At 65.9% G+C, this 25,026-nt stretch carries 23 protein-coding genes and 2 pseudogenes; 13 read left to right on the top strand and 12 right to left on the bottom strand.

All coding sequences use genetic code 11. The annotated features are described in order from the left end of the window. Nucleotides 1-4: 4 nt before the first annotated feature. Genes AAD027_RS12160 through AAD027_RS12170 form a run of 3 tightly spaced genes read right to left on the bottom strand, consistent with a single transcriptional unit; the run spans nt 5 to nt 1,762 of the window. A complete protein-coding gene (locus tag AAD027_RS12160) occupies nt 5-265 on the bottom strand; it encodes a DUF6506 family protein (RefSeq protein ID WP_341726286.1) in 261 nt (86 codons plus the stop codon). Between the two features lie 26 nt (nt 266-291). Next, nucleotides 292-849 carry a flavin reductase family protein gene (locus AAD027_RS12165; RefSeq protein WP_341726287.1) on the bottom strand — a complete coding sequence of 186 codons (558 nt, stop codon included), beginning with the start codon at nt 847-849 and terminating at the stop codon, nt 292-294. Between the two features lie 13 nt (nt 850-862). Then, a complete protein-coding gene (locus AAD027_RS12170; protein ID WP_341726288.1) occupies nt 863-1,762 on the bottom strand; it encodes an NAD(P)H-dependent oxidoreductase in 900 nt (299 codons plus the stop codon). A 604-nt stretch (nt 1,763-2,366) separates the two neighbouring features. On the opposite strand from AAD027_RS12170, the gene AAD027_RS12175 reads away from it, so the two are divergent. Beyond that, nucleotides 2,367-3,119 (top strand): SDR family oxidoreductase, encoded by a 753-nt coding sequence (locus tag AAD027_RS12175; RefSeq protein WP_341726289.1) that lies wholly within the window; start codon nt 2,367-2,369, stop codon nt 3,117-3,119. A gap of 121 nt (nt 3,120-3,240) precedes the next feature. Next, nucleotides 3,241-3,984, top strand: coding sequence for an SDR family NAD(P)-dependent oxidoreductase (locus AAD027_RS12180; RefSeq protein WP_341726290.1), 744 nt, complete (start codon nt 3,241-3,243; stop codon nt 3,982-3,984). Nucleotides 3,985-4,086: 102 nt separating this feature from the next. On the opposite strand, the gene AAD027_RS12185 is transcribed toward AAD027_RS12180, so the two are convergent. Then, nucleotides 4,087-4,968 carry a LysR family transcriptional regulator gene (locus AAD027_RS12185; protein ID WP_341726291.1) on the bottom strand — a complete coding sequence of 294 codons (882 nt, stop codon included), beginning with the start codon at nt 4,966-4,968 and terminating at the stop codon, nt 4,087-4,089. A gap of 142 nt (nt 4,969-5,110) precedes the next feature. On the opposite strand from AAD027_RS12185, the gene AAD027_RS12190 reads away from it, so the two are divergent. From AAD027_RS12190 to AAD027_RS12210, 5 genes are all read left to right on the top strand, one after another. Beyond that, nucleotides 5,111-5,884, top strand: coding sequence for an SDR family NAD(P)-dependent oxidoreductase (locus AAD027_RS12190; RefSeq protein WP_341726292.1), 774 nt, complete (start codon nt 5,111-5,113; stop codon nt 5,882-5,884). 106 nt (nt 5,885-5,990) lie between these two features. Beyond that, entirely contained in the window at nt 5,991-6,458 is a 468-nt protein-coding gene (locus AAD027_RS12195) for a putative quinol monooxygenase (protein ID WP_341726293.1), read from the top strand. A gap of 124 nt (nt 6,459-6,582) precedes the next feature. Further along, on the top strand, nt 6,583-6,927 hold the full coding sequence (locus tag AAD027_RS12200; RefSeq protein WP_341726294.1) for a putative quinol monooxygenase: 345 nt from the start codon (nt 6,583-6,585) through the stop codon (nt 6,925-6,927). Nucleotides 6,928-6,965: 38 nt separating this feature from the next. After that, nucleotides 6,966-8,099, top strand: a complete 1,134-nt coding sequence (locus tag AAD027_RS12205) for an NADH:flavin oxidoreductase/NADH oxidase (protein ID WP_341726295.1) — start codon at nt 6,966-6,968, stop codon at nt 8,097-8,099. Between the two features lie 61 nt (nt 8,100-8,160). Next, nucleotides 8,161-9,168, top strand: coding sequence for a zinc-dependent alcohol dehydrogenase family protein (locus tag AAD027_RS12210; RefSeq protein WP_341726296.1), 1,008 nt, complete (start codon nt 8,161-8,163; stop codon nt 9,166-9,168). 60 nt (nt 9,169-9,228) lie between these two features. On the opposite strand, the gene AAD027_RS12215 is transcribed toward AAD027_RS12210, so the two are convergent. Continuing rightward, entirely contained in the window at nt 9,229-10,158 is a 930-nt protein-coding gene (locus AAD027_RS12215; protein ID WP_341726297.1) for an AraC family transcriptional regulator, read from the bottom strand. Nucleotides 10,159-10,308: 150 nt separating this feature from the next. On the opposite strand from AAD027_RS12215, the gene AAD027_RS19080 reads away from it, so the two are divergent. From AAD027_RS19080 to AAD027_RS12230, 3 genes are all read left to right on the top strand, one after another. Beyond that, complete coding sequence (locus AAD027_RS19080; RefSeq protein ID WP_425605451.1) at nt 10,309-10,563, top strand: hypothetical protein; 255 nt, start codon at nt 10,309-10,311, stop codon at nt 10,561-10,563. Between the two features lie 372 nt (nt 10,564-10,935). Continuing rightward, nucleotides 10,936-12,777 carry a glycoside hydrolase family 2 protein gene (locus tag AAD027_RS12225; protein WP_341726298.1) on the top strand — a complete coding sequence of 614 codons (1,842 nt, stop codon included), beginning with the start codon at nt 10,936-10,938 and terminating at the stop codon, nt 12,775-12,777. Between the two features lie 191 nt (nt 12,778-12,968). Beyond that, a complete protein-coding gene (locus AAD027_RS12230; protein WP_341726299.1) occupies nt 12,969-13,808 on the top strand; it encodes a TolB family protein in 840 nt (279 codons plus the stop codon). Nucleotides 13,809-13,859: 51 nt separating this feature from the next. On the opposite strand, the gene AAD027_RS12235 is transcribed toward AAD027_RS12230, so the two are convergent. Further along, nucleotides 13,860-14,267 carry a RidA family protein gene (locus AAD027_RS12235; RefSeq protein WP_341726300.1) on the bottom strand — a complete coding sequence of 136 codons (408 nt, stop codon included), beginning with the start codon at nt 14,265-14,267 and terminating at the stop codon, nt 13,860-13,862. 116 nt (nt 14,268-14,383) lie between these two features. Here AAD027_RS12235 and AAD027_RS12240 point away from each other — a divergent pair, with 116 nt between their 5' ends. After that, complete coding sequence (locus AAD027_RS12240) at nt 14,384-15,310, top strand: LysR substrate-binding domain-containing protein (RefSeq protein WP_341726301.1); 927 nt, start codon at nt 14,384-14,386, stop codon at nt 15,308-15,310. A gap of 40 nt (nt 15,311-15,350) precedes the next feature. Here AAD027_RS12240 and AAD027_RS12245 read toward each other — a convergent pair whose 3' ends face one another. The 3 genes and pseudogenes from AAD027_RS12245 to AAD027_RS12255 all read right to left on the bottom strand — a co-directional run bounded on the left by AAD027_RS12245 (nt 15,351) and on the right by AAD027_RS12255 (nt 17,317). After that, a complete protein-coding gene (locus AAD027_RS12245; protein ID WP_341726478.1) occupies nt 15,351-15,740 on the bottom strand; it encodes a DUF1428 domain-containing protein in 390 nt (129 codons plus the stop codon). Beyond that, nucleotides 15,726-16,088 (bottom strand): annotated as a pseudogene (locus AAD027_RS12250) (DUF1428 domain-containing protein); the annotation flags it as partial. The pseudogene AAD027_RS12250 and the gene AAD027_RS12245, both read right to left, overlap by 15 nt. A 120-nt stretch (nt 16,089-16,208) precedes the next feature. Further along, nucleotides 16,209-17,317 (bottom strand): annotated as a pseudogene (locus AAD027_RS12255) (DUF1615 domain-containing protein). A gap of 95 nt (nt 17,318-17,412) precedes the next feature. Here AAD027_RS12255 and AAD027_RS12260 point away from each other — a divergent pair. Continuing rightward, the gene (locus tag AAD027_RS12260; protein ID WP_341726302.1) at nt 17,413-18,087 is read left to right on the top strand and encodes a GNAT family N-acetyltransferase; all 675 of its coding nucleotides are present in this window, start codon (nt 17,413-17,415) and stop codon (nt 18,085-18,087) included. A 34-nt stretch (nt 18,088-18,121) separates the two neighbouring features. After that, entirely contained in the window at nt 18,122-19,033 is a 912-nt protein-coding gene (locus AAD027_RS12265; protein ID WP_341726303.1) for a hypothetical protein, read from the top strand. A 71-nt stretch (nt 19,034-19,104) separates the two neighbouring features. Here AAD027_RS12265 and AAD027_RS12270 read toward each other — a convergent pair whose 3' ends face one another. From AAD027_RS12270 to AAD027_RS12280, 3 genes are all read right to left on the bottom strand, one after another. After that, nucleotides 19,105-20,622, bottom strand: coding sequence for an amidohydrolase family protein (locus AAD027_RS12270; RefSeq protein ID WP_341726304.1), 1,518 nt, complete (start codon nt 20,620-20,622; stop codon nt 19,105-19,107). 216 nt (nt 20,623-20,838) lie between these two features. Then, nucleotides 20,839-21,360 carry a hypothetical protein gene (locus AAD027_RS12275; protein WP_341726305.1) on the bottom strand — a complete coding sequence of 174 codons (522 nt, stop codon included), beginning with the start codon at nt 21,358-21,360 and terminating at the stop codon, nt 20,839-20,841. A 344-nt stretch (nt 21,361-21,704) separates the two neighbouring features. Next, nucleotides 21,705-24,908 carry a putative bifunctional diguanylate cyclase/phosphodiesterase gene (locus AAD027_RS12280; RefSeq protein ID WP_341726306.1) on the bottom strand — a complete coding sequence of 1,068 codons (3,204 nt, stop codon included), beginning with the start codon at nt 24,906-24,908 and terminating at the stop codon, nt 21,705-21,707. Between the last annotated feature and the right edge of the window lie 118 nt (nt 24,909-25,026).

Below are 25,026 nucleotides of genomic sequence, written 5' to 3' on the forward strand. Positions count from 1 at the left end.
GCCGTTACGGATATGTCACTCGCCCGATGTCGCAGTCAGGGAAACGACGGCGGAGCTTGGTCGCTTCCTGGGCGGAGAAGCCGCCGCATAGCTCGATGACCTGGGTGCCGGAATCGACGAGCGTTCCGGCAGCGGCCAGCGCCTCGTCGAAGTCCTCCACACCGACGAATTCGGCATGGAACGCAGGCGACTTCATCTTCGCCGCATGCGTTTTGCGGCGATAACCGGGCGCCTTGATGATGAATGCGTATCTGGTCGGGGCCATGTTGGGAACTCCAAGGGCTGATGCGGTCACAGATCGACCTGGAATTGCCTCCACAGGGTCATGCGGTCCCGCAGATCGAAGCGCTCGCCATCGGCCGTGAAGGTGCCATCGCCGTGGTGGTGCAGGAAACGGCGTTCCTTGCGCGCATCGTTGGACCACGCGGCGACGGCTTTGAGGATGAAGAGCTGGTATTTCTCGACCATCGTGTCGTCGTGCACGACGCACTCGATGTTGTAGAGGCAGTCGCCCAATAGCGGAGCCTTGACCTTGGCTGGCCTGGACATAGCCAAGCCGAAGCGCTCGAACTTGTCCACTTCCGTGCCGCTGCAGTTGCCGACGTCGACGACGGTGCGCGCCAGATCGGCGCCAGGTACCGCGAGGACGCATTGACCGGTATTGTGGAGCGCGGCGAAGCTATGGTCCCAGGGACCAATGACGCAGCCGATAAGCGGCGGGGCGTGCTGGACCATCATGTGAAAGCCCATGGTCATGATATTGGGACGCACGCCATCGTGCGTGGAGACCATGACGATCGGGCCGGACTCGAGTATCCGGTAAGTCCTTGACGCATCGATCCGGCGCATCGCGGTCACCTGCTCAGGCCGCCACTGGCTGTGCGTGCACCACCGGAGAATCTTCGCTGCCGTTCACAACGGGAATCGGGAAGAGTTGCGCCAGGTGGTCGCGAAGCCGCGCGATGTCCTCGACTATGTGCGGCTCCTTGATGACATTGAAGGCCGAGAAGGACGGGAGGACCTCGGCGCCGCAGAACCGGTAGTTGGCGGTGTTGGCGATCATTACATCGTCAACGGATTTCCCGGTGAAAAGATACTGTTCTTCATCGTCGAAAGCGGCGCGCGGGGCATTCCAGGTCAGGGAAAGCATGTACTTCTTGCCCTGCATCCTGCCGCCGGTGCCGTACTGCTTGCTGGGGTCGCCCAGGACGCGACCATCGTTCTCAATCAGGACTTTCCGAAGCAGGCCTGCGGTGAATACTTCGTCGGCATACTTCTTGTAGATCCAGGGGGCGCCGAACCAATGGATCGGGGTCTGCAGGACGATGACGTCTGCCCACACATGCTTTTCGACCTCTTCCTCCACGACGTAGCCCTGCTCGATATTCGTCGTTCGGACTTCGTAGCCCCTGCGCTCCAGTTCTTCCTGGATCACACCGGCCATCGTCTTGTTGAGTTCTCCCTTGGAGAATCCTTCATAGAGTTGGAATGCGTTGATAATCAGGGCGTTCTTCATGGGTCGTCTCGACAGGCGGTACAGCCCGGAACAGGGCTTGTGGGTGGAGGTGGGAGCTGCCATCGATCGTCCATGGGGATCGGGCAAGTGGCGGTCCCGGTCCGGCAGCGATGAGTAGTATTCGGCGATGCGGCCTAATCGGGCTGTCTGTTCTTCCAGCGTTAGTGCATGAAAATCCGAATCTTTCGCCGACTCGGCGGTAGCGACCCGCGAGGCCATGGAGGTGACCGGGTCACGCCAGGGCATGCTTCTTCGCACCGCCCTGACGATCCCGACTCGCACTTTCTTCGGACCGCCAGCGCTGGCGGAGGACTACAGCCAGTACACGCCGGGGCAATTGCACTATCTGGTCTGTCAATGATGCAGCTTCATGTCTTCATCGCCTCGGTCAACGCTCGAAACCCCGCCCGTTCCGCTAGGGAATGCGTACCGAATGCATGCATGGTCGTGCAGATCGGGCGGTGTCACAGGTGCTCGATTCTTCGCGAAATAGCCCGATGAGCCGACAACGATGGATGGGATGACTGGCTTGATTCGCGCCGCGATGACGTGGTGCGACGTAACGGTCCATTGTTCGGATACTCGAACAGTGTTCGCGGAATTTGCCAGATTATCCGATCAGATGGAGTGGATACCTTGCCGTCACACCGATTCCGGCGGATCTCAGGGACTTCCAAATGAATATCCCATTCAACCCTGGCGCTGTGGCGATCGTCACCAGCGCCTCCCGAGGATCGGCGTTCCTGAAGCCACGGGCCGCGTCTTGAAGCGCCGTGCCAACTGCGGGCGGCTGTCCGCCCGCAGTTGAGAGACATCCAATCATCTCCAACCTGCTTTCAGGAGAACGACCATGAAACCCAACGGCAACAAGATCCTGATTACGGGCGGAGCCTCCGGCATCGGCCTTCGTCTGGCTCAGGAGTTCCAGAAAATCGGCAACCAAGTGATCATCGCCGGCCGTCGCCAATCACTGATCGACGAAGTCATCGCGGCGAATCCCGGCATCACGGGGTACGTCCTTGATATCGATGATCCGCAATCGATTGCCGACTTCGCGGCCAAGGTGACCACCGAGCATTCCGACCTGAATGTCCTGCTGAACAACGCGGGCATCATGAAATTCGAGCCGCAGGGCGACGATCCGATCGACCTTGCAATTGCCGAGGCGACAGTCAGCACCAACCTGCTCGGCCCCATCCGGCTCATCGCCGCGCTTCTTCCGCATCTGCGTCGTCAAAGCCAGTCTGCCATCGTCAACGTCTCGTCGGGACTTGCTTTCGTCCCACTCGCGGTGACCCCGACCTACAACGCGACCAAGGCTGCGATTCACCTGTACACGGTGTCGCTCCGTCGACTGTTGAGGGACACCACGGTCGAAGTTCTCGAACTGATCCCGCCGTCCGTACAGACCGGCCTGTTCCCGGGGCATGCAGAGGATCCGAATGCCATGCCACTGGAGGATTTCATCGCGGAGACGATGGCGGAGTTCAAGCGCCAACCCACGCCGCATGAAATCAAGGTGAAGCGGGTCGGCTTCCAACGCGATGCCGAAGCTGAAGGCCGGTTCGAACAAGCATTCGACATCATCAATGGCGGGCATTGAGCGGCGAGGGCCAAAAGCGCTGACCGGCGCCATGGGCAGGGCGGAATCGACATCGAGGTCCGGACCATCGCCGAACCACTGAAACCTGAAGATTTTCATCTTGCACTCTAGGAGTACGGACATGGCAACAGATACAAGAACCGTGATCATTACCGGAGGAACCCGAGGCGTTGGACGCGCCGTCGCAGAGCATCTGGCTGGTCTCGGATACAACCTGGCGATCAGCTATTCCTCGGACGCAGCAGCAGCGGAAGCGACGCGTGCAGCGATCGCCGCGAAAGGGCGTGATTGCCTGATCCTGAAGGGTGACAGCCGAAGCCGTGACAGCACGGAGGAACTGTTCGCCGCTGCCACGCAGCGCTTTGGAACAATCTACGGCGTTCTCGCAAACGCCGGCGTGGAAAACGTCGAAGCGCCGTTCTCCGAGATGACGGAAGACGAACTGGACAGAGTCGTCGATATCAATTTCAAGGGGACGTTCTTCACGCTTCAGCAGGCGGCCCGGACAGTTGTCGATGGGGGCCGCATCATTGCGACCGCCTCGACGATCGCCAGCTACCCGCCACCGGGTTCGGGCGTCTATGCCGCGACCAAAGCGGCGGTACGCCTGATGGTCCAGGTTCTGTCGCTCGAACTCGGCCCTCGCGGGATTACCGTCAATTCCCTCGATCCCGGCGCAGTGGAGGGTGCAGGCATCTTCACGCACATGACGGATGAGTTGCGGCAGGCGTTTTACAAGCAATCGCCGATGGGCAAGCTGCCGCGCCCCTCGGACCTGGTTGGAGCGGTCGAATTCCTTCTTTCGGACGGAGCCGCAATGGTCAGCGGGCACAATCTCGCTGTCACAGCCGGATTCAGGATCTGAAGGCAGGCCGTCTATCGGTTGATGGGCGGCCAACGGCGGCGGTCGACTAGAGCCAGTACACGCTGGCGCAGTTGCACCGCATGTTTTGACGATGGTGCGACCTCAGGCTTTCATCGCCTCGATCAACGCTCTGAGCCCCGCCGATTGATGCTTGCGGCTTGGGAAATAGAGAAACACGTTTTCGTCGACGGTGCACCAGTCTTCCAGGCAGCGCTGGAGTCGGCCATCGCGAAGATACGGCGCGGCGCGGTCTTCCCAAATGTATGCCAGGCCCAGCCCCCGCGCTGCCGCATCCGCCATCAATTCCTGGCTGTCGGCCGTCAGGGGGCCAGCAACCTCGACCTTTACTTCTTCGCCGTCCTTGACGAACTCCCAGTTCAAAATCGTTCCGCTGGGAAATGCATATCGAATGCATGCATGGTCGTGCAGATCGCGCGGTGTCATTGGAGCTCGATTCCTTTCGAAATAGCGCGGTGAACCGACAACGGTGAATCGGAATTTCGGCTTGATGCGTACCGCGATCATGTCCTGCGACAGGCGTTCGCCGAAGCGGATTCCGGCATCGAAACCCTCCTCCACGATATCGACCAGCGAGTCGGTGGCGACGATTTCCAGTTTCAGCCCGGCATTGCTTGCCAGAAGTTCCATCGCCTCGCCCAGGACGTAGGGTGCGATCGTGTTTGGAACATTGAGCCTGATGGTGCCGAACGGCGTGGCACGGAACGAATTCAATCCGTCCAGGGCGTTCCGCATGTCGGTCAGCGCCGGCTGCAGTCTGGCATACAACGCTTCCCCGGCCTCGGTCAGGGACACGCTGCGCGTGGTGCGGTGGAAAAGACGCACGCCCACGCGGGTTTCGAGGCTACGTATCGAATGACTTACCGCCGAGGCGGAGGTACCCCGCTCGGTGGCCGCCTGGCGAAAGCTCAGGTGCTTCGCCACCGACGCGAACACGGTCAGTTCGGCGAGTTCTGCGGTCTCCATTAGTGAGTCTAATTCATCATCGAACGAAATATTGACCACTTTATCATATCAATCGGGCACTCCAGAATGACCGTCAAGAAACGAGCAGGCATCACATGCGCGCTCTTCTGACTGGCCCAACCCATTGAATCTGGAGAACAAAATGAGCATCCAAGCCTCGCCGCAAACGCTTTCCGGGAAAGTCGCGCTGGTTACCGGAGCCAGCTCCGGCATCGGCCGCGCCACGGCCCTCGAATTCGCCCGTCGCGGCGCCAAGGTCGTCGTCAGCGCGCGCCGCCGCCCCGAGATCGAGGCGCTCGCCGCCGCGATCCGCGACGAGGGCCATGAAGCGACGGCCGCGGTCGCCGACATCAACATCGAACAGGACGTGATCGACCTGGTCGCGACGACGATCTCGACCTATGGCCGGATCGACGTGGCTTTCAACAATGCGGGCACCGAAGGCCAGTTCACGCCGTTCGTCGAACAGTCGAACGAGGTCTACGACACGATATTCAACGCCAACGTCCGCGGCGTGTTCTGGTCGATGAAGCACGAAGCGAAGGCCATGCTGGCCCAAGGCGGCGGCACCATCATCAACAATGCGTCGATGGGCGGCGTGATCGGCTTCGCCAACGCCGGTCTCTACATCGCCAGCAAGCATGCGGTGTTGGGACTGACCAAGACCGCATCGATAGAACTGTTCAAGCAGGGTGTACGCGTCAACGCCGTCAACCCCGGCATCATCGACACGCCGTTCCAGGACCGCATCTGGCCGAACGCCGAAGCGAAGGACGCTTTCGCGGCCTCGACCGTTCCCGGCCGGGCGGGTTCGCCGGAAGAGGTCGCGACCGTCGTGGCGTTCCTTGCTTCCGACGACGCTTCGTTCGTGTCGGGACACGGCCTGTTGGTCGACGCCGGCTATTCGATCGCCTGATCGGAAACGACGCTGGAAAAGAAGCTCCGGTCGCGCTCTGTCCCGATGCAACGTCGCCGGGCGACGGGCGGCCGGATGATGGGTCAATAAACCTCAGGAAAATCCAATGAACCAGTTCAAGAAAAACATCATCGGCACTTTTGTCGCCGCGGCAGCCCTCGTTTCGTCGCAAAGCGCATTGGCCGAGATCGACATCAAGGCAGGACCCACCGGAGAAGTGGCCCTCGTCGTCGACTTCGAGGTGAAGCGCGGCGCGGAAACCGAATTCGAGACGGTTTTCCATCGCTCGGTCACTTGTTCCCGTCTGGAACCCGGCAACGTGATCTTCAACGTCCATAAGGTCCTGGGCTCCGAGCGCAGTTACGTTCTGTATGAAGTCTGGCGCGACAAGGACGCCCTGGACAGTCACTTCGCGCGTCCCTATACCAAGGCGCTCTTCGCGATGTTCGAGCGAAACCTGGAGCGTCCGCTCTCTGAAGGGGAAGGCGGCCTGCACTTCGTCGCCGACCTCGATCCGACTCCGCGCGAGGCGCCCGCGGAAACGGACCCTGCCTCCGTCGCCGAATGCCGTTGATTCCAGGGGCGAGCGCAAACGGGAGTGCTGGATGCGCCCATGCGTGCCGCCCCGACCGAGGGCTGCGGGATGCCACGAGCAGCACTGCCCGCAGCGCACTCCCCCTTATCCGGAACCCGAACCCATGACCGCACAATCCTCCGCCACGCCGACTCCGGCCAATGGCGAACAACTCACGCTGATCGCCTTCATCCGGGCCAAGCCCGGCCGCGGCGACGAATTGGGACGCCGCCTCGGTACTCTGGTCGAACCCTCGCGCGCCGAAGCCGGCAACATCAACTACGACCTGCACCGCTCGAACGACGACCCGGATGTCTGGGTGCTGTACGAGAACTGGCACGCCGCCGCCGACCTGGCGTCGCACTTCGAGCAACCCTACATGAAAGCATTCGTCGCGGCGCTTCCCGAGGTGCTGGAAGGCGAAATGGACCTGCGCCGTTGCGCGATGGTCACCAAGGTCGCCGCATAGGCCTGGCGACGGAAAACGTCATTCAAAGGACCGACAACGTGAAACTCTTCGAACCTGTCGCGCTGCGCGACGTCACGCTGCGCAACCGCCTGCTGGTTTCTCCCATGTGCCAATACTCGGCGCAGGACGGCTACGCGAACGACCACCACTTGATCAATCTCGGCCGATTCGCGATGGGCGGCTTTGGCCTGGTCGTCGTCGAGGCGACTGCGGTCGTGCCCGAGGGCCGCATTACCCATGGCGATCTGGGCCTTTGGTCGGACGACCACATCCCCGGCCTGCGGCGCATCACGGACGCGCTCAGGATGTACGGAGCGGTGGCCGGCATCCAGATCGCGCATGCCGGGCCGAAGGCTGCCAGCCAACGGCCCTGGCAGGGCAATGGGCCGCTCGACGACCGGGATTTCCAGCGTGGCGAGCGGCCATGGCCTGTGGTTTCGGCCTCCGACAAGCCCTACGCCGATGGCTGGCTGAAACCCGCAGCGTTGACGAGCGCAGCGATGGCGAATGTGAAACAGGCTTTCGTCGACGCGGCGTTGCGCGCCGACGCGGCCGGCTTCGACGTGATCGAAGTGCATTGCGCCCACGGCTATCTGCTCAACAGCTTTCTGTCGCCCGTGACCAACGATCGAAACGACGAATACGGCGGCGATCTCGAAGGCAGGATGCGTTTTCCCCTGGAAGTCGTGCACGCAGTGCGGGCGGCCTGGCCCCAGGGCAAGCCACTGTTCGTGCGGGTCTCCGCCGTCGATGGCCTGCGAGAGGGCATGTCGATCGACGACACGGTGGTCTTTTCCCGCTGTCTCAAGGCGCTCGGCGTGGATATCGTCGATTGCTCGTCGGGGGGCATCGCGCCGCGCTACGAGTATCCGTCGAGCTATGGCTACCAGGTCCCATACGCCCAGAAGGTGCGTAGCGAAGCAGGGATCGGCACCGCGGCGGTCGGCCTGATCGTCGATGGCCGCCAGGCCGAGGCTATCGTGACGAATGGCCAGGCGGACCTGGTCGCGATCGGCCGTGAGGCGCTGGCCGATCCGAATTTCGCCCTGCATGCGCAAGCCGAACTCGGCGCCGTCGATCCGCAGGCCCCGTTCGCGTCGTGGCCGACCCAGGTCGCCTGGTGGCTGCAGGGCCGGGCCGCACAGGTCAGGACCTTCAGTGCACAGTCGTGAACGACGATTCGATCGCACTACACCCGTTGCGTAACCCAGCCTTCCCCCAGGAGCAGTAGGAATGAAAGCATGGCAACTGAAGGGCTTCGGCCTCGATAACCTCGTCCTCGGCGAAGCGGAAACCCCTCGCCCCAAAGCCGGCGAACTACTGGTCAAGGTGGGCGCGGTGTCGCTGAACTTCCGCGACAAGGCCATCGTCGAGGGCTTCTACGAACCGCATCTGGTCCCCCGGGATCTGATCCCGGTCAGCGACGCTGCCGGCACCGTGGCGGCCGTCGGCGAGGGCGTGACGCGCTTCCGGATCGGCGACCGCGTCAACTCGCACTTGTACTCGCGCTGGCTCGATGGCGCTCCCGGCCCGGACGAACCGGCCTATTGCCTCGGCTCGCCGCTACCTGGCGGGCTGGCCGAGTACATGGTCGTCCATGAGCAAGGCGCGGTTCGCGCGCCGGATTCGATGTCCGACGAAGAGGCGTCGACGCTGCCGATCGCCGCATTGACCGCCTGGTACTCGCTGGTGGACTTCGGCCAGCTTGAAGCGGGCCAGAGTGTACTGGTCCAGGGCACCGGCGGTGTTTCGGTTTTCGCCGTGCAGATCGCTCACGCCATGGGAGCCAGGGTGATCGCCACCTCCAGCCGGGACGAAAACCTGCAGGCCGTAATGAAGCTCGGCGCGTCTGCCGGCATCAATTACCGCAAGACGCCGAACTGGGAAAACGAGGTGTTGGCGATCACGGAGGGCAAGGGCGTGGACCTCACCCTCGATGTGGCCGGAGGCGAAGGCATCAACCAATCGATCGCCGCCACCAAGGCGGCCGGTCGCATCGCCCAGATCGGCTTCCTGTCCGGGCAGACGACGCAGTTGAACCTGATGCCGCTGATCTTCCGCCAGACCACCTTGCGTGGCATCGCAGTCGCACCGCGCTCTTCGTTCGACCGCATGAATCCGTTCCTGGACGAACACCGCATTCGTCCCGTCATCGATCATGTCTACTCGTTCGAGCAGGCGCGTGAAGCGTTCGATCACCTATCGCGCGGTCCTTTCGGCAAGGTCGTCATAAGGGTGTGAACCGCCCCGGCGCAGGATGGGCTCCAAGACATTGACAGCGCGACAGGTTGGCGAGGTCAGTCAGTGCGAGTCTGCCCGCAACCGCACGGCATCCTGGATCGGTGGCGCGCCAAACAGGCGTTTGTATTCGCGATGGAACTGCGACAGGTTGTCGTAACCCACGGCCGAGGCAACGACACCCACGTCGCTCGCCCTCTTTATCAACAGACGGCGCGCCTCGAGCAGCCTCAGGCGCTTCTGGTATTGCAGCGGGCTCAGCGCGGTGGCGTCCTTGAAGTGCTGATGCAAGGACGAAACGCTCATGTTCACATGACTGGCCAGTTCCTCGATGCGCATGGGGGCGTCATAGTGTCCCTTGATCCATTCGACGGCCTTGGAGACCTTGAAGGCGCGGCTGTCTGCCACAAGCGCGTGGCGCAGCCGCATGCCCTGGCTGCTCATGAGCAGGCGGTAGAGGATTTCCTGTTCGATCAGAGGGGCCAGCGTCGGGATATGCTTGGGTGTATCGAGCAGTCGCGCCAGACGATAGGCCGCCTCCAGCAGATCCTCGGACAGCTTGCTCAGGCTGATTCCCAGGCCGGTCGGAGCCTCGTCGGGAGGCGGTAGATCGCGCGAGGCGACGATATCGGCGACCTGCCGCATGTCGATTTCGAAGGCGAAGCAGAGATACGGCTTCTCCGGACTTGCCTGAGTAACGCGGCCGATGACCGGCATGTCGACTGACGTGACCAGGCAGTGCTTCGTGTCGTAGTTGTAGGAGGCGTTGCCCGCGGTGACGATCTTTGCGCCCTGCGCCGCAAAGATGAGCGCAACCTTGGTGAAGGCGGACTCTTCTTTCGACGGCGCGGAGTACCGATGGAACGTCAATGAAGGGATGGCCGTGGGATGCTCGCCATCGATGGGCGTAAATCGCCCCACGATCGCCGCCAGTTCCCTTGAGAGCGCCTCTTGCACGGAGCTGTCCGGCGCGCCGCTGTCTAGGAGTTCCATGTGCTGCCTGCCAACGAGTGTGTCATTGGAATTATCTACTGGTTACCGAATGTGGATACTCCATCCTCCCAGCATTTGGAGGATCGTGCATAAAATTGCGAGCAACGTAGATACGTTTCTCATGCCGCTCCGACCTGAGCGGAGGGAGTCATGGAAGGCTCCGGTGTCGAAGATGGACGATTGCCTGGGATGCATCCGATCTCGGACCGGCGATCCGGCCGCGACCGGATGCACGGCTCATGCAACGGCGTGCGGCTTCAGCAGGTCCGACAGGCCCACGGGGCGCAGCATCTCCGCGCGGATGCGGTCGAGCACGGTGAAGCCGACATCGGCGCCATCCTGCGCGGGATCGATTTCTCCACGTACCGGTTGAAGGAGGGGCTGAACGTGCTGGCCGAACTGTAGCCCATCAGCACCCCCCGGCTTGTTTCGCTGGTTTCGTCCCCCAACAGCCTGATCAGCAGAGAAGGCCGCGCCACGCTGCGTACATGCCCCAGCGTGGGCAGCAGCGACACCAGCAGGGCAGGGTGGGATGAGTCGAACAGGAACGCATGCGTCGGACGACCCATCCTGCGTGACCGGCCAGCTCCGTTTTGCGGCGGACGCCGACGCCGTTGTGCTGGCATGCATGGAGTGAAAGTCCTCGAGCCGGGCTTCATGCGGCGGATTGTCCCATCGCGACAACGGCGGCAGGGATTCCTCTTGCTAAGGCATATCGCGGTATCCTCCGGCGGGCTCGTCCCGCATCTCCACGTCCGATCCGCCGGAGTACGTCTCGTGAAATCGCGCATGCCGGGTCTTTGCTGGTTGTTGTTCCTGTGCGCCGCCGGCGCCCATGCCGCCACCTCCGAAGCGGCCCTGCAGATGTACACCCGCGCCAACCACTCGCTGGACGGCGAGTGGAAGGTCATCGTGGATCCCTACGAGAATGGCTACTACAACTACCGCTACGAGCCGTATGACCAGCAGCCCGATCCGCCGGTGGGCGCCTTCTTCACCGACTCGAAGATGAAGACGCCTTCGGAACTGATCGAATACGACTTCGACAAGGCCATCTCGCTGCAGGTGCCCGGCGACTGGAACAGCCAGGACCCCAAGCTGTATTACTACGAAGGCAGCGTCTGGTACCGCAGGAAGTTCGATGCGCCGGCGCACGGGGCGTCGGACCGGGTGTTCGTCCACTTCGGCGCGGTCAACTACCGCGCCGACGTCTACTTGAACGGCAAGAAGCTCGGCGTGCACGAAGGCGGCTTCACGCCGTTCCATTTCGAGATCACCGGCCGGCTGAAGGACAAGGGCAATTCGCTGATCCTGAAAGTGGACAACAAGCGCCATGCGGACGCCGTGCCCACGTTGAACACCGACTGGTGGAACTACGGCGGCATCACCCGCTCGGTCGATCTGGTGGTGGTGCCGGCGGTGTTCGTGCGCGATTACCAATTGGCGCTGACCTCGCTGGAGGATCGCGAGGTCGCCGGCAGTGTCCTGCTGGACGGCGCGAAGGGTGGCGAGACGGTCACGCTGTCGCTGCCGGAACTGAATATCCGCGAAACCCGGGCGGTGGGGGCGGACGGCCGCGCCGCTTTCCGCTTCCGCGTGCCCGAGGCGCAGCTCTGGTCGCCGCGGGACCCGCGCCTGTACCGGCTGGTGATCGCCACGGCCGACGACACGCTGGTCGATCGCGTCGGCCTGCGCAGCATCGCCACCCGCGGCAAGCGGTTGTTGCTCAACGGCGAACCGCTTTTCCTGCGCGGCATTTCCATCCACGAGGAATACTCCGCCGAAGGCGGCGGGCGGGTGCGCAACGCGCAGGAGGCCAAGCAGTTGCTGTCGTGGGCGAAGGAGTTGGGCAGCAACTTCGTCCGCCTGGCCCATTACCCGCACAACGAGCACATCGTGCGCCTGGCCGACGAGATGGGCCTGCTGGTGTGGTCGGAAATCCCGGTCTACTGGACCATCGACTGGAACAACGAGGGCACCTACCGCAATGCGGAGGACCAGCTCGCGGCGATGATCGGCCGGGACAGGAACCGCGCGTCGATCATCATCTGGTCGCTGGCCAACGAAACCCCCGTTTCCGGGGCGCGCAACCGGTTCCTGTCGCGGCTGGCCGCCAAGGCCCGCACGCTGGACGACAGCCGCCTGCTCAGCGCCGCCATGGAGAAGCACTACCGCAGCGACAATCCCGATGTCGCGGTGGTGGAGGACCCATTGGCCGACATGGTGGACCTGGTCAGCTTCAACCAGTACATCGGCTGGTACGACGGACTGCCCGAGAAAGCCGAGCGGGTGCGCTGGGAAATCCCGTACGACAAGCCGGTGTTCGTCAGCGAATTCGGAGGCGATGCCCGCCAGGGCCGCCACGGCGACGCCAACGCGATCTGGACCGAGGAGTACCAGGAAGACCTGTACCTCAAGACCCTGCCGATGCTGGACAGGATCGACGGCTACGTGGGCGTTTCGCCCTGGATCCTGGCGGATTTCCGTTCCCCGCGCCGGCTGCTGACGGGCATCCAGGACGAGTACAACCGCAAGGGCGTGATGTCGGAGAAGGGCGTCAGGAAGAAGGCGTTCTTCGTGTTGCGCGACTACTACCGGCGCAAGGCCGAAGGTCGCTGACGCACTCGTTGCGCTGCCTGGCGTTCGCGGCTTGAGCACGACGATATCCATGTTGAACACGGCTCAAGCCTGTCTTGCGGAATGCTCGCTACCGGCCTTCGTCGGCGGCGGCTAGTTTCCTGCCGTCATCGAAATCGCCGGGGTCATCCATGCGTCTTCGCTGCGCCGCCGCTGTGCTCTCCACTTGCTGCATGGCCTGCCATGCAACATCCGCGGCGGACACCGCCGGCCAGCCCGTGCGCTGGACGCCGCCCGCGCTGTCCACCGACCAGTACGAATCCTCGCCCACGTTCTCGCCCGATGGGCGCGAGTTGTTCTTCTTCCGTGCCGACCGCCAGTTCGACAACTACCGGCTGCTGCACTCGCGTTGCGAAGGCGGGCAATGGAGCGTGCCGCAGGAGCCGCCGTTCGCCGCCGCGCCCGGCGTGCTGGAAACCGATCCGGCCTTCAGCCCCGACGGCCGGCGCCTGTACTACGGTACCGCCCGGTACAACGGCGACGATCTGGATATCTGGAAGGTGGAGCGTGGCGCCGACGGGCGATGGGGCGAGCCGCAGCGCCTGCCGGAACCCGTCAACAGTCCGCATACGGAACTGCTGCCGCGCGAGTTGGCCGACGGTCGGCTGCTGTTCGGTTCCAACCGTCCCGGCGGCCCGGGCGGGCGCGATCTCTACTTCGCCACGTCCCTGTCCGATGGGCGCTGGCAAGTGGAACCGTTGCCTTCGCCACCCAACACGGCAGGCAACGAATACGAAGCCGAGCTTTCGCACGACGGCAAGGTGATGGTGGTGGTGGCCAACCGCGGCGAGCGTTCGCACCTGTACGTGTACGACCGTACCGACGACGACGGTTGGCGCGAACGCGGCCGCGTGGCCGCCCGCGACGACGTGTTCCAGGTCGGCCCGCTGCTGTCGCCGGACGGCAAGCGCCTGCTGTTCGCGCAGGCCGATGGCGACGCGTCGGGTGAACTGTTCCTGGCGGATCTCGAGCCGGGGTTCGATTCCGCCTGGCCGCCGTCCTGCCCGCCATGACTCACGACCATCGGCGCGCGGCGGGCAAGCGCCGGTGGTCGTGGATGCCTGCTAGGCGGCGATCGCCGCCGTCGCTTCGATCTCGATCAGCATGCCGTCCAGCGCGAGGCGCGGCACCGGGACGAGCGTGCAAGCGGGTTTCATCGCATCGTCCCAATGACGGGACAGCGCGCGGCCGAATGCTTCCAGCTTGCCCTCGTCGTGGTCCACGACCAGCACCAGCAGCCGGGCGACATCGGTCGGCTTGGCCCCACAGGCATGCAGCGCGGTGACCACGTTGTCCAGTGCTTGCCGGAGTTGCGGTTCGAAGCCTTCAGGCAGATCGCCCTGCGCATCCTCGCCCCCCTGGCCCGACACCAGCAGCAGGCGCGTGCCGGGGGCGACGAGGGCCAGATGGGAATAGCCGTTGGGCGCCGGGTCGTAAAGGCCGGGGGGATTGATCAACTGGAACGCGGACATGCGGTTCTCCGGAGGGGATATGACAGGTGAATTGAGCTCGCTTAACGCATCAATGCGCTTGGCCATGTCAGGCTATGTCCGGTGGATTCGACTGACAAACGAGGATTTCATGCGACATGAGTGAATCCAATTCATCCATCCGCAAGCCGCGCCGGCTGCCATCGCTGGCCGCGCTGCGGGCGTTCGAGGCGGCGGCCGCGCACGCCAGTTTCCAGCGCGCCGCGCACGAGCTGTCGGTGACGCCCACCGCGGTCAGCCATCAGGTACGCATGCTGGAGGACGCGCTGGGCAAACCGTTGTTCGTCCGCATGACCCGCCGCGTGGCATTGACGCTGGAAGGGGAACAACTGGCGGCGGCACTGCGCGAGGGCTTCGATGCCATCGAGCAGGGCGTGCGGCGGCTGCAGGCACCACGATGGGCCAACGCGGTGACGTTGACGGCCAATACCGCTTTCATCGCGCGCTGGCTGTTGCCGCGCATGGGCGCGTTCCGCAGCGCTTGCCCGGACATCGAGCTGCGTCTGCACGCCACGGAGCAATTGGTCGACCTGGCGTCAGGCGACGCCGACATCGCCGTACGCGCCGGCGCGGGCGATTGGCCCGGACTGACCAGCGCGCCGTTGCTGGTGGATCGGTACGCGCCCATGTGCAGTCCGCGATACCGGTTGCGTCGTCCGTCGGAATTGAAAGCGCCGATGCTGATCCATTTCGACTGGCAGCCCGGCGCGCATTCGCCGGCGTCGTGGCCGCGCTGGTTCCGTGCGGCAGGGCTTGCCGATGCCAGCGGACGGGACACCCGCAGCGGACTGTCGTTCTCGGATGAGTCCCATGCCATCTCGGCCACGCTGGCGGGGCACGGCGTGGCACTGCTCAGCGTTACGCTGCTGGCCACCGAACTGGAAACAGGCGCCCTGCGGCAGCCGTTCGGACCCGTGCTGGACACGGGTCGCTACTACGTGGCCATCGCGCGCGGGCGCGAGCGGGAACCGGTGCTGCGCCGCGTCCAGGACTGGATCGCTCTCCAGGCTGCGGCGACGGCGTAGAGAACCGAGCCGGTTTCGCAGGCCTTGCGTACGGGGGAGGTTATTTCTTCAGCATCACCACCGGCGTGAAGCCGCCGTAGACCATGCGCTTGCCGTCGAAGGGCATCGGCGGGTTGTCGGGATTGGCCGGGTCCATGCGCGGGTCTTCCATCATCTTCTGCATGCCGGCGTCGCGGGCCGCCTTGTCGGGCCATTCCACCCAGGAGAATGCGACGTTCTCGCCGTCGGCGGTCTGCACGGCGCGGAAGAAATCGGTCCGTTCGCCGCGCGGCACGTCGTCGCCCCAGCCTTCGATGATGCGGGTGGCGCCGTAACCCATGAAGATCGTGTCGAAGGTGTTCGCATAGTCGGTGAACGCCTGCTTGCCGGCGGTCGGCGCCGCCAGGATGAAGCCGTCGACGTACGACGTGGGCGTGGAGGCGTCGCCCAGTTCCAGCGTGGGCGCGAAGCCGCCGTAGATCAGGCGCTCGCCGTCGAACGGCATGGGGTTGTTCCCCGGGGCCAGGCGCGGGTCCTTCATGGCGGCGGCCATGCCGGCGTCGCGGGTGGCCTTGTCCGGCCATTCGATCCACGAGAACACCACGGTCTCGTCGTCCTTGGCCTGCACGGCGCGGAAGAAGTCCGTCACTTCGCCATGGGGCACGTCGTCGCCCCAGCATTCCAGCACGCGGGTGGCGCCGTGGTCGAGGAATACCGCGTCGCCGGCGTTGGCGTGTTCGATGAATTTCTGCTGGTTGGCGGTGGGCACGGCGGCCACGAAGCCATCGATGTACGGCATGGGAACCTCCTGGTTGGGTCGGGTGGATGGGGTCGGGAAACGACACCTTCCTCCAGGCGACGAACACGCCGGGTGAAAATCGACAAGGCCATGCGACGCGTCGCCGTTCAGGCGGCCCGTTCAGCGTTGCAGGCAGCGCCGATAGCGTTCGTCCACGCGGGTGGCGAACCAGGCGGTGGTCAACTTGCGGGTGATCTTGGGGCTTTCCAGGGTGATGCCGGGGATCATCGCGCGCGGCAGCGGCTTGCCGGCGCGCGCTTCGGCCAGAGCGTAGACGCGGGCGTACAGCCCGGTGTCGTCGAAATCCAGCCGGCCGCCGCGTTGCAGGGCGTCGCGGATGGCGCGGTCGTCCATGCGCAGGTCGCCGGCCAGCGTGCGCACGGCGCGTTCGGTCGGCCGGGCCTGTCCAGCGGCGCGCCCGGTGCCAGCAGATCGCCATCCAGCGCCAGCGGCAGGCCGGTGGCGGTGCCGACCGCGTTCTGGAAGGCGGCGTTGCGGCTGGCGTACCAACCGGCGTTGTAGTCGGCGAAGCGGTGCACCTTGCGCGTGTACGGCGTCCGGTAGCCCAGCAGGTGGGCGATGCCGAAATGCAGGCCGCCACGGCGGGTGAACACTTCGTCGCGGATGCTGCCGGCGATGGCGTACGGGTAGCCCCCGGCCTTCGATTCGGCGAACGGGATGCCCACCTGCATCGGCCCGCCGGTCTGCACCGGATTGAAGTCGGCGAACAGGCGTTTGCCCAGCGGCACGCTGCCGATCAGGTCTTCGTAGATGTCGCTGAGTTCGCGCTCGGTGCGCACGCGTCGCAGGCGCTCGTTGTAGCTGCGGCCGTCGGGCGAGCGGATCGCCAGCGCGGCGTCGACCATGAACTTCGGTATGCGCAGCGTGGCGGCGCGGCGGTCTATCTCGCCACGGGCGATCTTCGGCAGGTTGGCGACTTCCGGGTTGGCGACGTAGCCGGATTCCTGCTCGATGACCGCCAGCACGGCGCAGATGTTCTCGCTGCCGGGTTCGATGCGCTGCGCCGCGAAGGCGGCCTGGATATCGGCGGCCCAGCCTTCGCGGTCGGCCACGTGCGCCGGCATCCGCCGAACGATCTCGTTGCGCACGTCCGATGGCGGACGCGTGGGCATGGGCGGCTCGGTGGCGCAGCCGGCCAGCAGCACGCAGGCCGTTGCGAAGGCGGCAAGGCGTGCGGGCAGGCGCGGAACCGTCAGCGGATGCGTCATGCGCGCAGCATACGAAGCGGCACGGCGGTCTGCACGCCGGTTCGCCGGCGACGCGCCGTCATGGATAATCGCGGCATGAGGGCCACGACACGATGATGGAACACGCACTGGACAATCCGTTCTGGTCGGCGCTGCGGACGATCCACCGCCATGTCGCGGTGGAGGCGGGCGACGTGGCGCGCTATCCGGCGGACCATGCGCCGTTCCTGGGCGTGGCCTCCGCCGGCGTGGAGGCCGCCGGAGCGTTCGAGGCGCTGGTCGCGCCGGGCGAATCGGTCTACCTGTTGGGCGTGGCCCCCGAGATCCCTCCAGGGTGGACGTTGCAGGCTTTCCGCCCGCTGGCGCAGATGGTCTGCGACGTGCCGATGGAAGTGGCCGACGGGCCCGGGATCGTCCCGCTGACCGAGGCGCATCGCGCCGACGTGCTGGCGCTGACCGCGCTGGTGTACCCGCACTACTTCCGCGAACGCACGATGGCGCTGGGCCGGTACTTCGGCATCTATCAGGACGGCCGGCTGGCGGCTATGATCGGCGAGCGCTTGGGCGCGGACGGATGCCGGGAAATGAGCGCCATCTGCACGCATCCGGATTTCAATGGCCGGGGCCATGCGCGCCGGCTGACGGCATGGCTGAGCAACGACACGCTGGCGCGCGGCGTGCAGCCTTTCCTGCACGTCAGCCACGAAAACACGCGCGCCAAGGCGCTGTACGAACAGATGGGTTACCGCATCCGCCGCGACATCGGCTTCTGGTCGTTGCGCCGGGCGTGAGCGGCGAAGCGAACGACGACATGAAGGAGAGGGCGTGACACGAACGACATGGGTGCTGGCGGTATCGTTGCTGGTGGCGCTGATCGCCCCGCTGGCCTGGGGGATGGTGGAATGGTTGCGTTCACGCCGGCATGCCCCGCAAGCGGCGTCCACGACGACATGGCAATGGAAGGCCGTGCTGGGCTCGATGCTGCTGTACGTACTGGCGTTCAACCTGACGTTCTTCGTGCAGGAACTGTTCCTCGTGGTGCCGAAGGCCCTCACGCCGGGGCTGCAACCCACGCTGTACCACAACAACCACGGCTGGGAAGGCGAGCATCCGCTGGCCGCGCTGTTCCAGGGAACGGGCGCATTGGCGACCTTCGTGGTGGGCCTGCTGTGCCTGTGGGCGGCGCGTCGCGGCGCCGGCCGCACGCCGGCACGGCGGATGGCGCTGGTCTGGATGGCCTACTGCGGCCTGCTGATGGCGTTGCCACAGGTGGTGATCGGCGCATTGAGCGGCGCCAGCGACGTGGGCATGGCGATGGATTACCTGGGCCTGTCCCTTCCCGCCAAGACGTTGGCCGCGGGCATCGCGCTGGCGGCGATCCCGTGGGTGGCGCTGTCGTTGCGGCCTCCGGTGCTGGAGGTCGCTGAAGACGTGTCGTCGTCCGCCACCCCTGCCACAGGCGCGAAACGGATCTTCATGCTGGTCACCTTGCCGGCGTTGCTGGCGGTCGTGGCGATCCTGCCGTTCCGCGTGCCGCGCGAATGGCTCGAAGTGGTGCTCTTGCCGGTGCTGGTGACGGTGCCCGGCATCGCCTGGATGCAGGCGGGGGCGTGGCGCGCGAAGGAGGCGATGCCTTCGGTGCGCGGTCGCTGGCCGCTGGCGGGGCTGCTGCTCGCCACGCTGGCATTGCTGGTGGTGTTCCAGTGGATATTGAGGCCGGGCATCGCATTCCACTGACGGCCGCCGTCTGTCTCGGGGACCGATCTGCGGCACCGTGACGCCGCCGTCATGGCCGGCCGGGCAGGTGTTCAGTGCGCATCTGCGGGGCCGTCGAGATGCTCTTGCAACCGCGTGCGCAGCGGGGCCAGGCGCGCGTATTCGTCCTCCATCCGGGCGCTGGACAGCCAGCGCCCCTGCGCGAAGATGCCGGCGACTTCATCGATGTGCTGGATGTCGGCCAGCGGATCGGCGTCCAGCAGCACCAGGTTGGCGGCCTGGCCCTCGCGCACGGCGCCGCTGCCGGCCTGCGGGTCCAGCAGGCGATGGGCATTGAGGCTGGCGGCGCGGAGTACGTCCAGCGGAGACAGGCCGATCTCGCGCAGTTCGATCATTTCCTGTTGCACGCCGTGGCCGAACGCCAGGCCGGGCAATGCCGAGTCGGTGCCCACGGTGAGCGGCACGCCACGCTTCCACAGTTCGCGCGTCAGCATGCGGGCGAAGTCGTAGCCGGCGGAGAACTGCGCCGCCCCGTCCTGCTGCCGGAACGCCTCGCTCAGGTAGCGATTGCGCGGGGCCTGCCAGTCGTGGCGGGTGACCGGGTCCACGCGCGCGTCCCATTCCGGCGGCAACGGCGGCACCGTGCGCTGCACGTACATCTGCACGATGGTCTTCAAGGTGATGAGCGTGGGCGTGACGGCGATGCCGCGCCGCGAGACCAGGTCCGCCAGCGCGTCGATGTCGGCCGGGGCGAAATCGGTCTGACGGCCGTAGCGCGCCAGTTCCTCGCTGTGCGCGATGTTGTCCATCGGGTGGGCGAACGCGAACGCGCGATCGGCGCAGTCGGCACAGCCCAGTTCCGGCAGATGGCCGCTGGTGACGAAGCCTTGGCGATGCGATTCCTCCACCACGGCCCGGTAGGTCTCGCGGTTGAGGAACTGGTAGGGCTTGATCAGGTCGTAGCCGCGTGTCTTGGCCTGGCGCACGGCGGCGATGCCGTCGGCGGCGGTGGTGGGGGCGTCGATGCGCGAAGGGGGAACGGGTTGTTCCGGCTTCGTCGCAACGGCGGCGCGGGGGCCGTTGATGCGCTTGGCCACGTACAGGCGCGGGCCGGCCACGCGACCGGCCGCGATGGCGTCGCGCAATGCCAGCAGGTGCTCGTCGCTGGCCGCACTGCCGCCCAGATTGGCCACGCCGGTCACGCCCGCGCGCAGATAGCCCAGCAGGACCAGCCGGTCGTAATCGTCGCCTTCGCCCAGCGGCAGCGCGGCGAGGTTGGCGTCCGAACTCGCGCGCAATGCGCCGGCATTGGACAGGTGGGCATGGGCGTCGACGAAGCCCGGCAGCAGGTACTTCCCGCGCCCGTCGATGCGGGTGAAATCCTTCGGTACGCGCAGCCTCGCGGCAGGCGCGATGCGCTCGATGCGGCCGTCGCGCAGCAGTACGGTCTGGTCGGCCAGCACCTGGTCCGTATCAAGGGGGATCACGGTCACGCCGGTGATGGCCCAGCGATCGCCGTGCCCGGCCCCGGTCTGTGCAAGGGCCTGTATCGGTGCCGACGCCAGCAACAGCGCGGCGCAGGCAAGGCGCATCGTATTCACCCACGGCATGTGTTTCCTCCCAGGCATTCTTGCGAATGATAGGAGATGCGTGGTGAAGGCGAAGGGTTTGGATGCGTCGTGCGGCACGACCCGATCCGGACCGCGTGTCGCGTCGGTCCAGCCTGCGCGTAGCCTGTGGAATCCGCGCCGATCGCTTACGTGCGGGTGCGCAGGATGGCGTCAAGCATCGGCAGCACGGTCGGCACCGGCGCCAATCGCGCGTACTTAACGGCCGCTGGCGAAAGGCGCGTCGACCACCGGGGCCCGGCGTCCACGGCGGATCGCCCGGACCTGCAGCGCCATCACGACGAGGAACACCAGCAATGCGCCGCCCACCAGCGCTTGCAGCAGTGGATCCTGCGGTCCGGACACCAGCGGCGCGTCCACCGGCACGCGGGTCAGCGTTTCGGTGAAGCCGGGAATGAAGTGGAAGTAGACCGTCAGCGTGAACGCCAGCGCCGACGCCACGTGCCGCCACGTTCCCGCCACCGCATTGCGGCCCAGCAGCCAGGCCGCCGCCAGCACGATCAGCGTGAGCACGGTGAGCCCATGCGCATCGCTGAACTTGCCGGTGCGCATCAGGAAGAAACTGGTGACGCAGGTGGCGAGGGTGAACCAGGTGTAGGTCTTGCCCAGCGGCGTGGCGTAGCGGATCTCGTGGTAGCGCAGCAGGCCGTACAGGCCCCCGAACAGCGAGACGAGGCTGATGGCGGTATGGAACCAACCGAACGGAGTGATACCCAACATGGCGCGGTCCTCAGGGGATGACAGGAACGGGGGCTTTGGCGGGTGGAACGGGGGCGAGTCGAAGGGCATCAGGTTCCAGCATGTCGCGTGGTCCGTGCCGTGGGGCGCATCATTCGCCTCTTCCGGCAGGACGCAGCCGACACGCTGGCATGCCGTTGCCGGGGTGGCTTGTACGCGCGTGCCTTGCGTCTCTAGGGCATGCAAACACGAACGCCGACCCAGGGCCGGCGTTGCGCGTCATATCGGGACAACATCCATCGCGATCGGCGATGCATGGGTTGGATGCCGCCACCCCCGGCGTGTTGCGCAGGCCCGACGTTGTCCCACCGCAGCGCGGTGCGCCTTCAGTCCGCCATGTTGCGCAACTCGCCCCGCGCCAATGCGGTGGCTTCATCCACCTCCATCGGCCGGCCGAAGAAGTAGCCCTGCATCTCGTCGCAGCCCATCTGCCGCAGGGTATCCAGTTGCTCCTGCGTCTCCACGCCCTCGGCGATCACGCGCAGGCCCATCTCGCGGGCCAGCACGACGATGGTGCGGGCGATGGCGCGGTCGGTGCCTTCGACGGCGATGCCGTCCACGAAGCTGCGGTCGATCTTGAGGATGTCCAACGGCAGCCGTTGCAGGTAGGCCAGGCTGGAATAGCCGGTGCCGAAGTCGTCCAGCGCCAGTTGCACGCCCAGCGCGCTCAATGCCTGCAGCATGTGCAACGCGGCGCCCATGTCCTCCACCAGCACGCTTTCGGTCAGTTCCAGCGTCAGTGCATCGGCGGGCAGGGCATGGCGCTGCAGGCAGTCGGCGATCCAGGGAGCCAGCGTGGGCTGGCCCAGCTGGCTGGGCGACAGGTTGACCGCCATCTTCAGGCCGCGCAGTCCCATCGCCCGCCATTGCGCCAGCTGCTGGCAGGCCTGTTCCAGCACGAAATGGCCGATGTCCTCCATCAGCCCCGCGCTTTCCGCCAGCGGAATGAACAGCGATGGCGGCACTTCGCCCCAGGCCGGATGGCGCCAGCGCGCCAGCGCCTCGAAGCCGGTGAGCTGCAAGGTGTCGCCGGCCACCACCGGCTGGAAGGCGAGCCGCAACTGGCCGCGCGCCACCGCTTCGCGCATCGCGGTGACGCGGCTCAGGCGGTCGCTGGTCTGCTGCTGGTTGCCGGGCGACGGCAGCCGCACCTGGTTGCGCCCGGCGCGCTTGGCCAGGTGGCGCGCGTCGTCCGCGCTGCGCAGCAGGCTCTGCATGTCGTTGCCGTGTTCCGGCGCGTGCGCCAGGCCGATGCTGGCGGTGACGGTGAACGAAGGATGGGTGGAATACAGCGCGATGGGCTGGCCCACCGCGCGCCTGACATCCTCGGCCAATCGGGTGAGCTGGTCGATGTCGGCGTCCGGGTAGTGGATCAGGAAGCCTTCGCCGCCGTAGCGATAGACCCGGGCCTGGTCGATGCAGGCACCGGTGATGCGCTGGCCCATGCGGCGCAGCACTTCGTCGCCGCCGTCGTGGCCGAAGGAATCGTTGACCATGCCGAAGCCGTCCAGGTCCACCATGGCCAGGCCATCCCCGCGCGCGCCGGTGGCGCCGATGCGTTCGGCGATGGCGACGGCCTGCGCGGAGAAGCGCGGCAGGCCGGTGGCGCTGTCCATCGCCGCGGCATCGTTGAGGCGGCGCTGCGCATCCAGGCGGCGTTCGGTTTCCAGCAGCAGCGATTGCGCCGATTCGGCCGCCTCGCGCGCGCGCCGGCGCGAAATGTCGAACAGGAACAGCACGAACGAAATCAACAGGCCGCTGCTCAGTCCGCCCACCACCAGCGCCCGCGGCAGGGCGAACGAGGTCACCGCCGGCGGCGACCAGATCTCCAGCCGCACCTGGTGGCCGGCCAGGGACAGCGACTGGATCGACAGCGGCGGTCCCAGCGGACGCCCCTGTTCCACCACCGGCATGCCGGGCGAGGTCGCGCGCACGGGGCGGTCCGACAGCACGGCCTTGCTGAGGGTCTTGATGAAGTCTTCCAGCGCGATGAAACCCTGCGTGCGCCGGCCGGCGTTGTCCACCGTCAGCCACCAGCCGCCCGGCACGGTCTGCACGTGCCCGTCGCGCGCCACCGGCATGGGCGGCGAGGGCGCGGCCGGCGCGTCGAAGCCGGGCATCACCCAGCGGAACTCGTTGTCGGTCCCGCTGCTGCGCACCACGCGGAATCCCGCGTAGGCGCGCACCATGTCGTCCACATGCTCGTGGAAAAGGGCTTCGGCGCGGTCTTCGCGCGCGCTGGCCAGCGCGGTCGAGAGTTGGCGCAAGGCACCGCGCCGCAGTTCCACGCCGCGCAGGAACGTGGGCTCCGCGTTCTCCATCTGCGTCCGCATCACGCGCCGCGCCATCGTGTCGCGGTCGGCGGTGGCGGCCATCCAGTACAGTCCGCCGAGCAGCAGCGCGGCGGCCATCGGCAGCATGCCGAAGATGCGGTCGCGCAACGAGCTTTCGCCGGCCACCGCCAGCGCCAGGCCCAGCACCACCAGTTGCGCGGAAGCGGCCAGCGATACCTGGTAGATCGCCAGCCCTTCGCGATGGTGGGGCAACTGCATCACCAGGCCCAGCGTCGCCATGCCCGCCACCGAGGCCATCGCGATGCCCAGCCCGCGCACCAGCCCCCAGCGCAGGGAGGCCCAGCGTTGCCCGGCCAGCGGCACCAGCGCCACCGCCGCCCATGCGGTCAGCACGCCGTAGTCGGTGTAGCCGCCGATCAATGGCGTGGTCGCGCGCGGCAGCCAGCCCCATTGGTGCAGCAGGGCATTCAATGGCGTGGTGATGCCGCCCAGGGTCTGCAGCAGGGTGAGTGCCAGCGGCACCAGCACCAGCGCCAGCAGCACGCCCGATGCCTTGCCCTTGCCGGCCTGCCGGCAGAGCAGGGCAAGCGCCAGCAGCGCCACGCTCAGCGTGGACAGCGGCCGCATGGGCGGGTAGTCCACGCCCAGCCGGCCGATCAGGCTGCCATCGGCATGCCAGCCCAGCAACGCCAGCAGGGTGAAGGCCAGCGCGAAGGCGACCAGTTCCGCGGAAATATCCAGCGCGCGGCCTGCGCGCAGCGCCGGTGTGTTCACCAGCAGGAACAGGGCCAGGGCCGACAGCGCCAGCGACCAGCCAATCTCGGCCGGTGCGCCGCCGGGTTGCAGCGCCGCCAGCAAGGGCTGCACCGCCAGCAACAGCAGCACGGCGGCGAACAGCCGCAGCAGGAATTCGCCCAGTGCATCGCGTCGCAGGCGCGCCCAGACGATGCCGGCCGCGGCGAACAGCACGCAACAACCCGCCAACTGCCCCGACTGCTTCATGTGGATCAGGAACAGCGCCGTCACCGATACCGCGATCACCTGCCGTATGCGCAGGTTCTCGCTGCGCCAGCTGGCGATGACCAGCAGCACGCCGACCAGGGGCAGGCTGTCGTCCAGCAGGGTGTCGGCATTCGCGTTCAGCGCGGTAAAGCCAGCCGCCAGCAACCAGGCCAGGGCGGCCGAAAAGCGCTGGGCCCACTGGACGGGCCGGCGTAGGTCCTGGTGTATCGCCAATGCGTTCCCCTGCGGGGCCGACAACCCCGGCACTGTGATACCCAAATCGCCGCCGGGCCGCAAGCGCCGTCGCACGGTTGCGTGGACGGGCTGCCCACTTCCGCCATCGGGTACTCAA

The sequence above is a fragment of the Pseudoxanthomonas putridarboris genome (assembly GCF_038321125.1).
Taxonomy (GTDB): Bacteria; Pseudomonadota; Gammaproteobacteria; order Xanthomonadales; family Xanthomonadaceae; genus Pseudoxanthomonas_A; species Pseudoxanthomonas_A putridarboris.

Bases quoted from the DNA above. Each gene is read 5' to 3' on its own strand.
- AAD027_RS12160 (WP_341726286.1), bottom strand. From the start codon at position 265: ATGGCCCCGACCAGATACGCATTCATCATCAAGGCGCCCGGTTATCGC.
- AAD027_RS12165 (WP_341726287.1), bottom strand. From the start codon at position 849: ATGCGCCGGATCGATGCGTCAAGGACTTACCGGATACTCGAGTCCGGC.
- AAD027_RS12170 (WP_341726288.1), bottom strand. From the start codon at position 1,762: ATGCCCTGGCGTGACCCGGTCACCTCCATGGCCTCGCGGGTCGCTACC.
- AAD027_RS12175 (WP_341726289.1), top strand. From the start codon at position 2,367: ATGAAACCCAACGGCAACAAGATCCTGATTACGGGCGGAGCCTCCGGC.
- AAD027_RS12180 (WP_341726290.1), top strand. From the start codon at position 3,241: ATGGCAACAGATACAAGAACCGTGATCATTACCGGAGGAACCCGAGGC.
- AAD027_RS12185 (WP_341726291.1), bottom strand. From the start codon at position 4,968: ATGGAGACCGCAGAACTCGCCGAACTGACCGTGTTCGCGTCGGTGGCG.
- AAD027_RS12190 (WP_341726292.1), top strand. From the start codon at position 5,111: ATGAGCATCCAAGCCTCGCCGCAAACGCTTTCCGGGAAAGTCGCGCTG.
- AAD027_RS12195 (WP_341726293.1), top strand. From the start codon at position 5,991: ATGAACCAGTTCAAGAAAAACATCATCGGCACTTTTGTCGCCGCGGCA.
- AAD027_RS12200 (WP_341726294.1), top strand. From the start codon at position 6,583: ATGACCGCACAATCCTCCGCCACGCCGACTCCGGCCAATGGCGAACAA.
- AAD027_RS12210 (WP_341726296.1), top strand. From the start codon at position 8,161: ATGAAAGCATGGCAACTGAAGGGCTTCGGCCTCGATAACCTCGTCCTC.
- AAD027_RS12215 (WP_341726297.1), bottom strand. From the start codon at position 10,158: ATGGAACTCCTAGACAGCGGCGCGCCGGACAGCTCCGTGCAAGAGGCG.
- AAD027_RS19080 (WP_425605451.1), top strand. From the start codon at position 10,309: ATGGAAGGCTCCGGTGTCGAAGATGGACGATTGCCTGGGATGCATCCG.
- AAD027_RS12230 (WP_341726299.1), top strand. From the start codon at position 12,969: ATGGCCTGCCATGCAACATCCGCGGCGGACACCGCCGGCCAGCCCGTG.
- AAD027_RS12235 (WP_341726300.1), bottom strand. From the start codon at position 14,267: ATGTCCGCGTTCCAGTTGATCAATCCCCCCGGCCTTTACGACCCGGCG.
- AAD027_RS12240 (WP_341726301.1), top strand. From the start codon at position 14,384: ATGAGTGAATCCAATTCATCCATCCGCAAGCCGCGCCGGCTGCCATCG.
- AAD027_RS12260 (WP_341726302.1), top strand. From the start codon at position 17,413: ATGGAACACGCACTGGACAATCCGTTCTGGTCGGCGCTGCGGACGATC.
- AAD027_RS12270 (WP_341726304.1), bottom strand. From the start codon at position 20,622: ATGCCGTGGGTGAATACGATGCGCCTTGCCTGCGCCGCGCTGTTGCTG.
- AAD027_RS12275 (WP_341726305.1), bottom strand. From the start codon at position 21,360: ATGTTGGGTATCACTCCGTTCGGTTGGTTCCATACCGCCATCAGCCTC.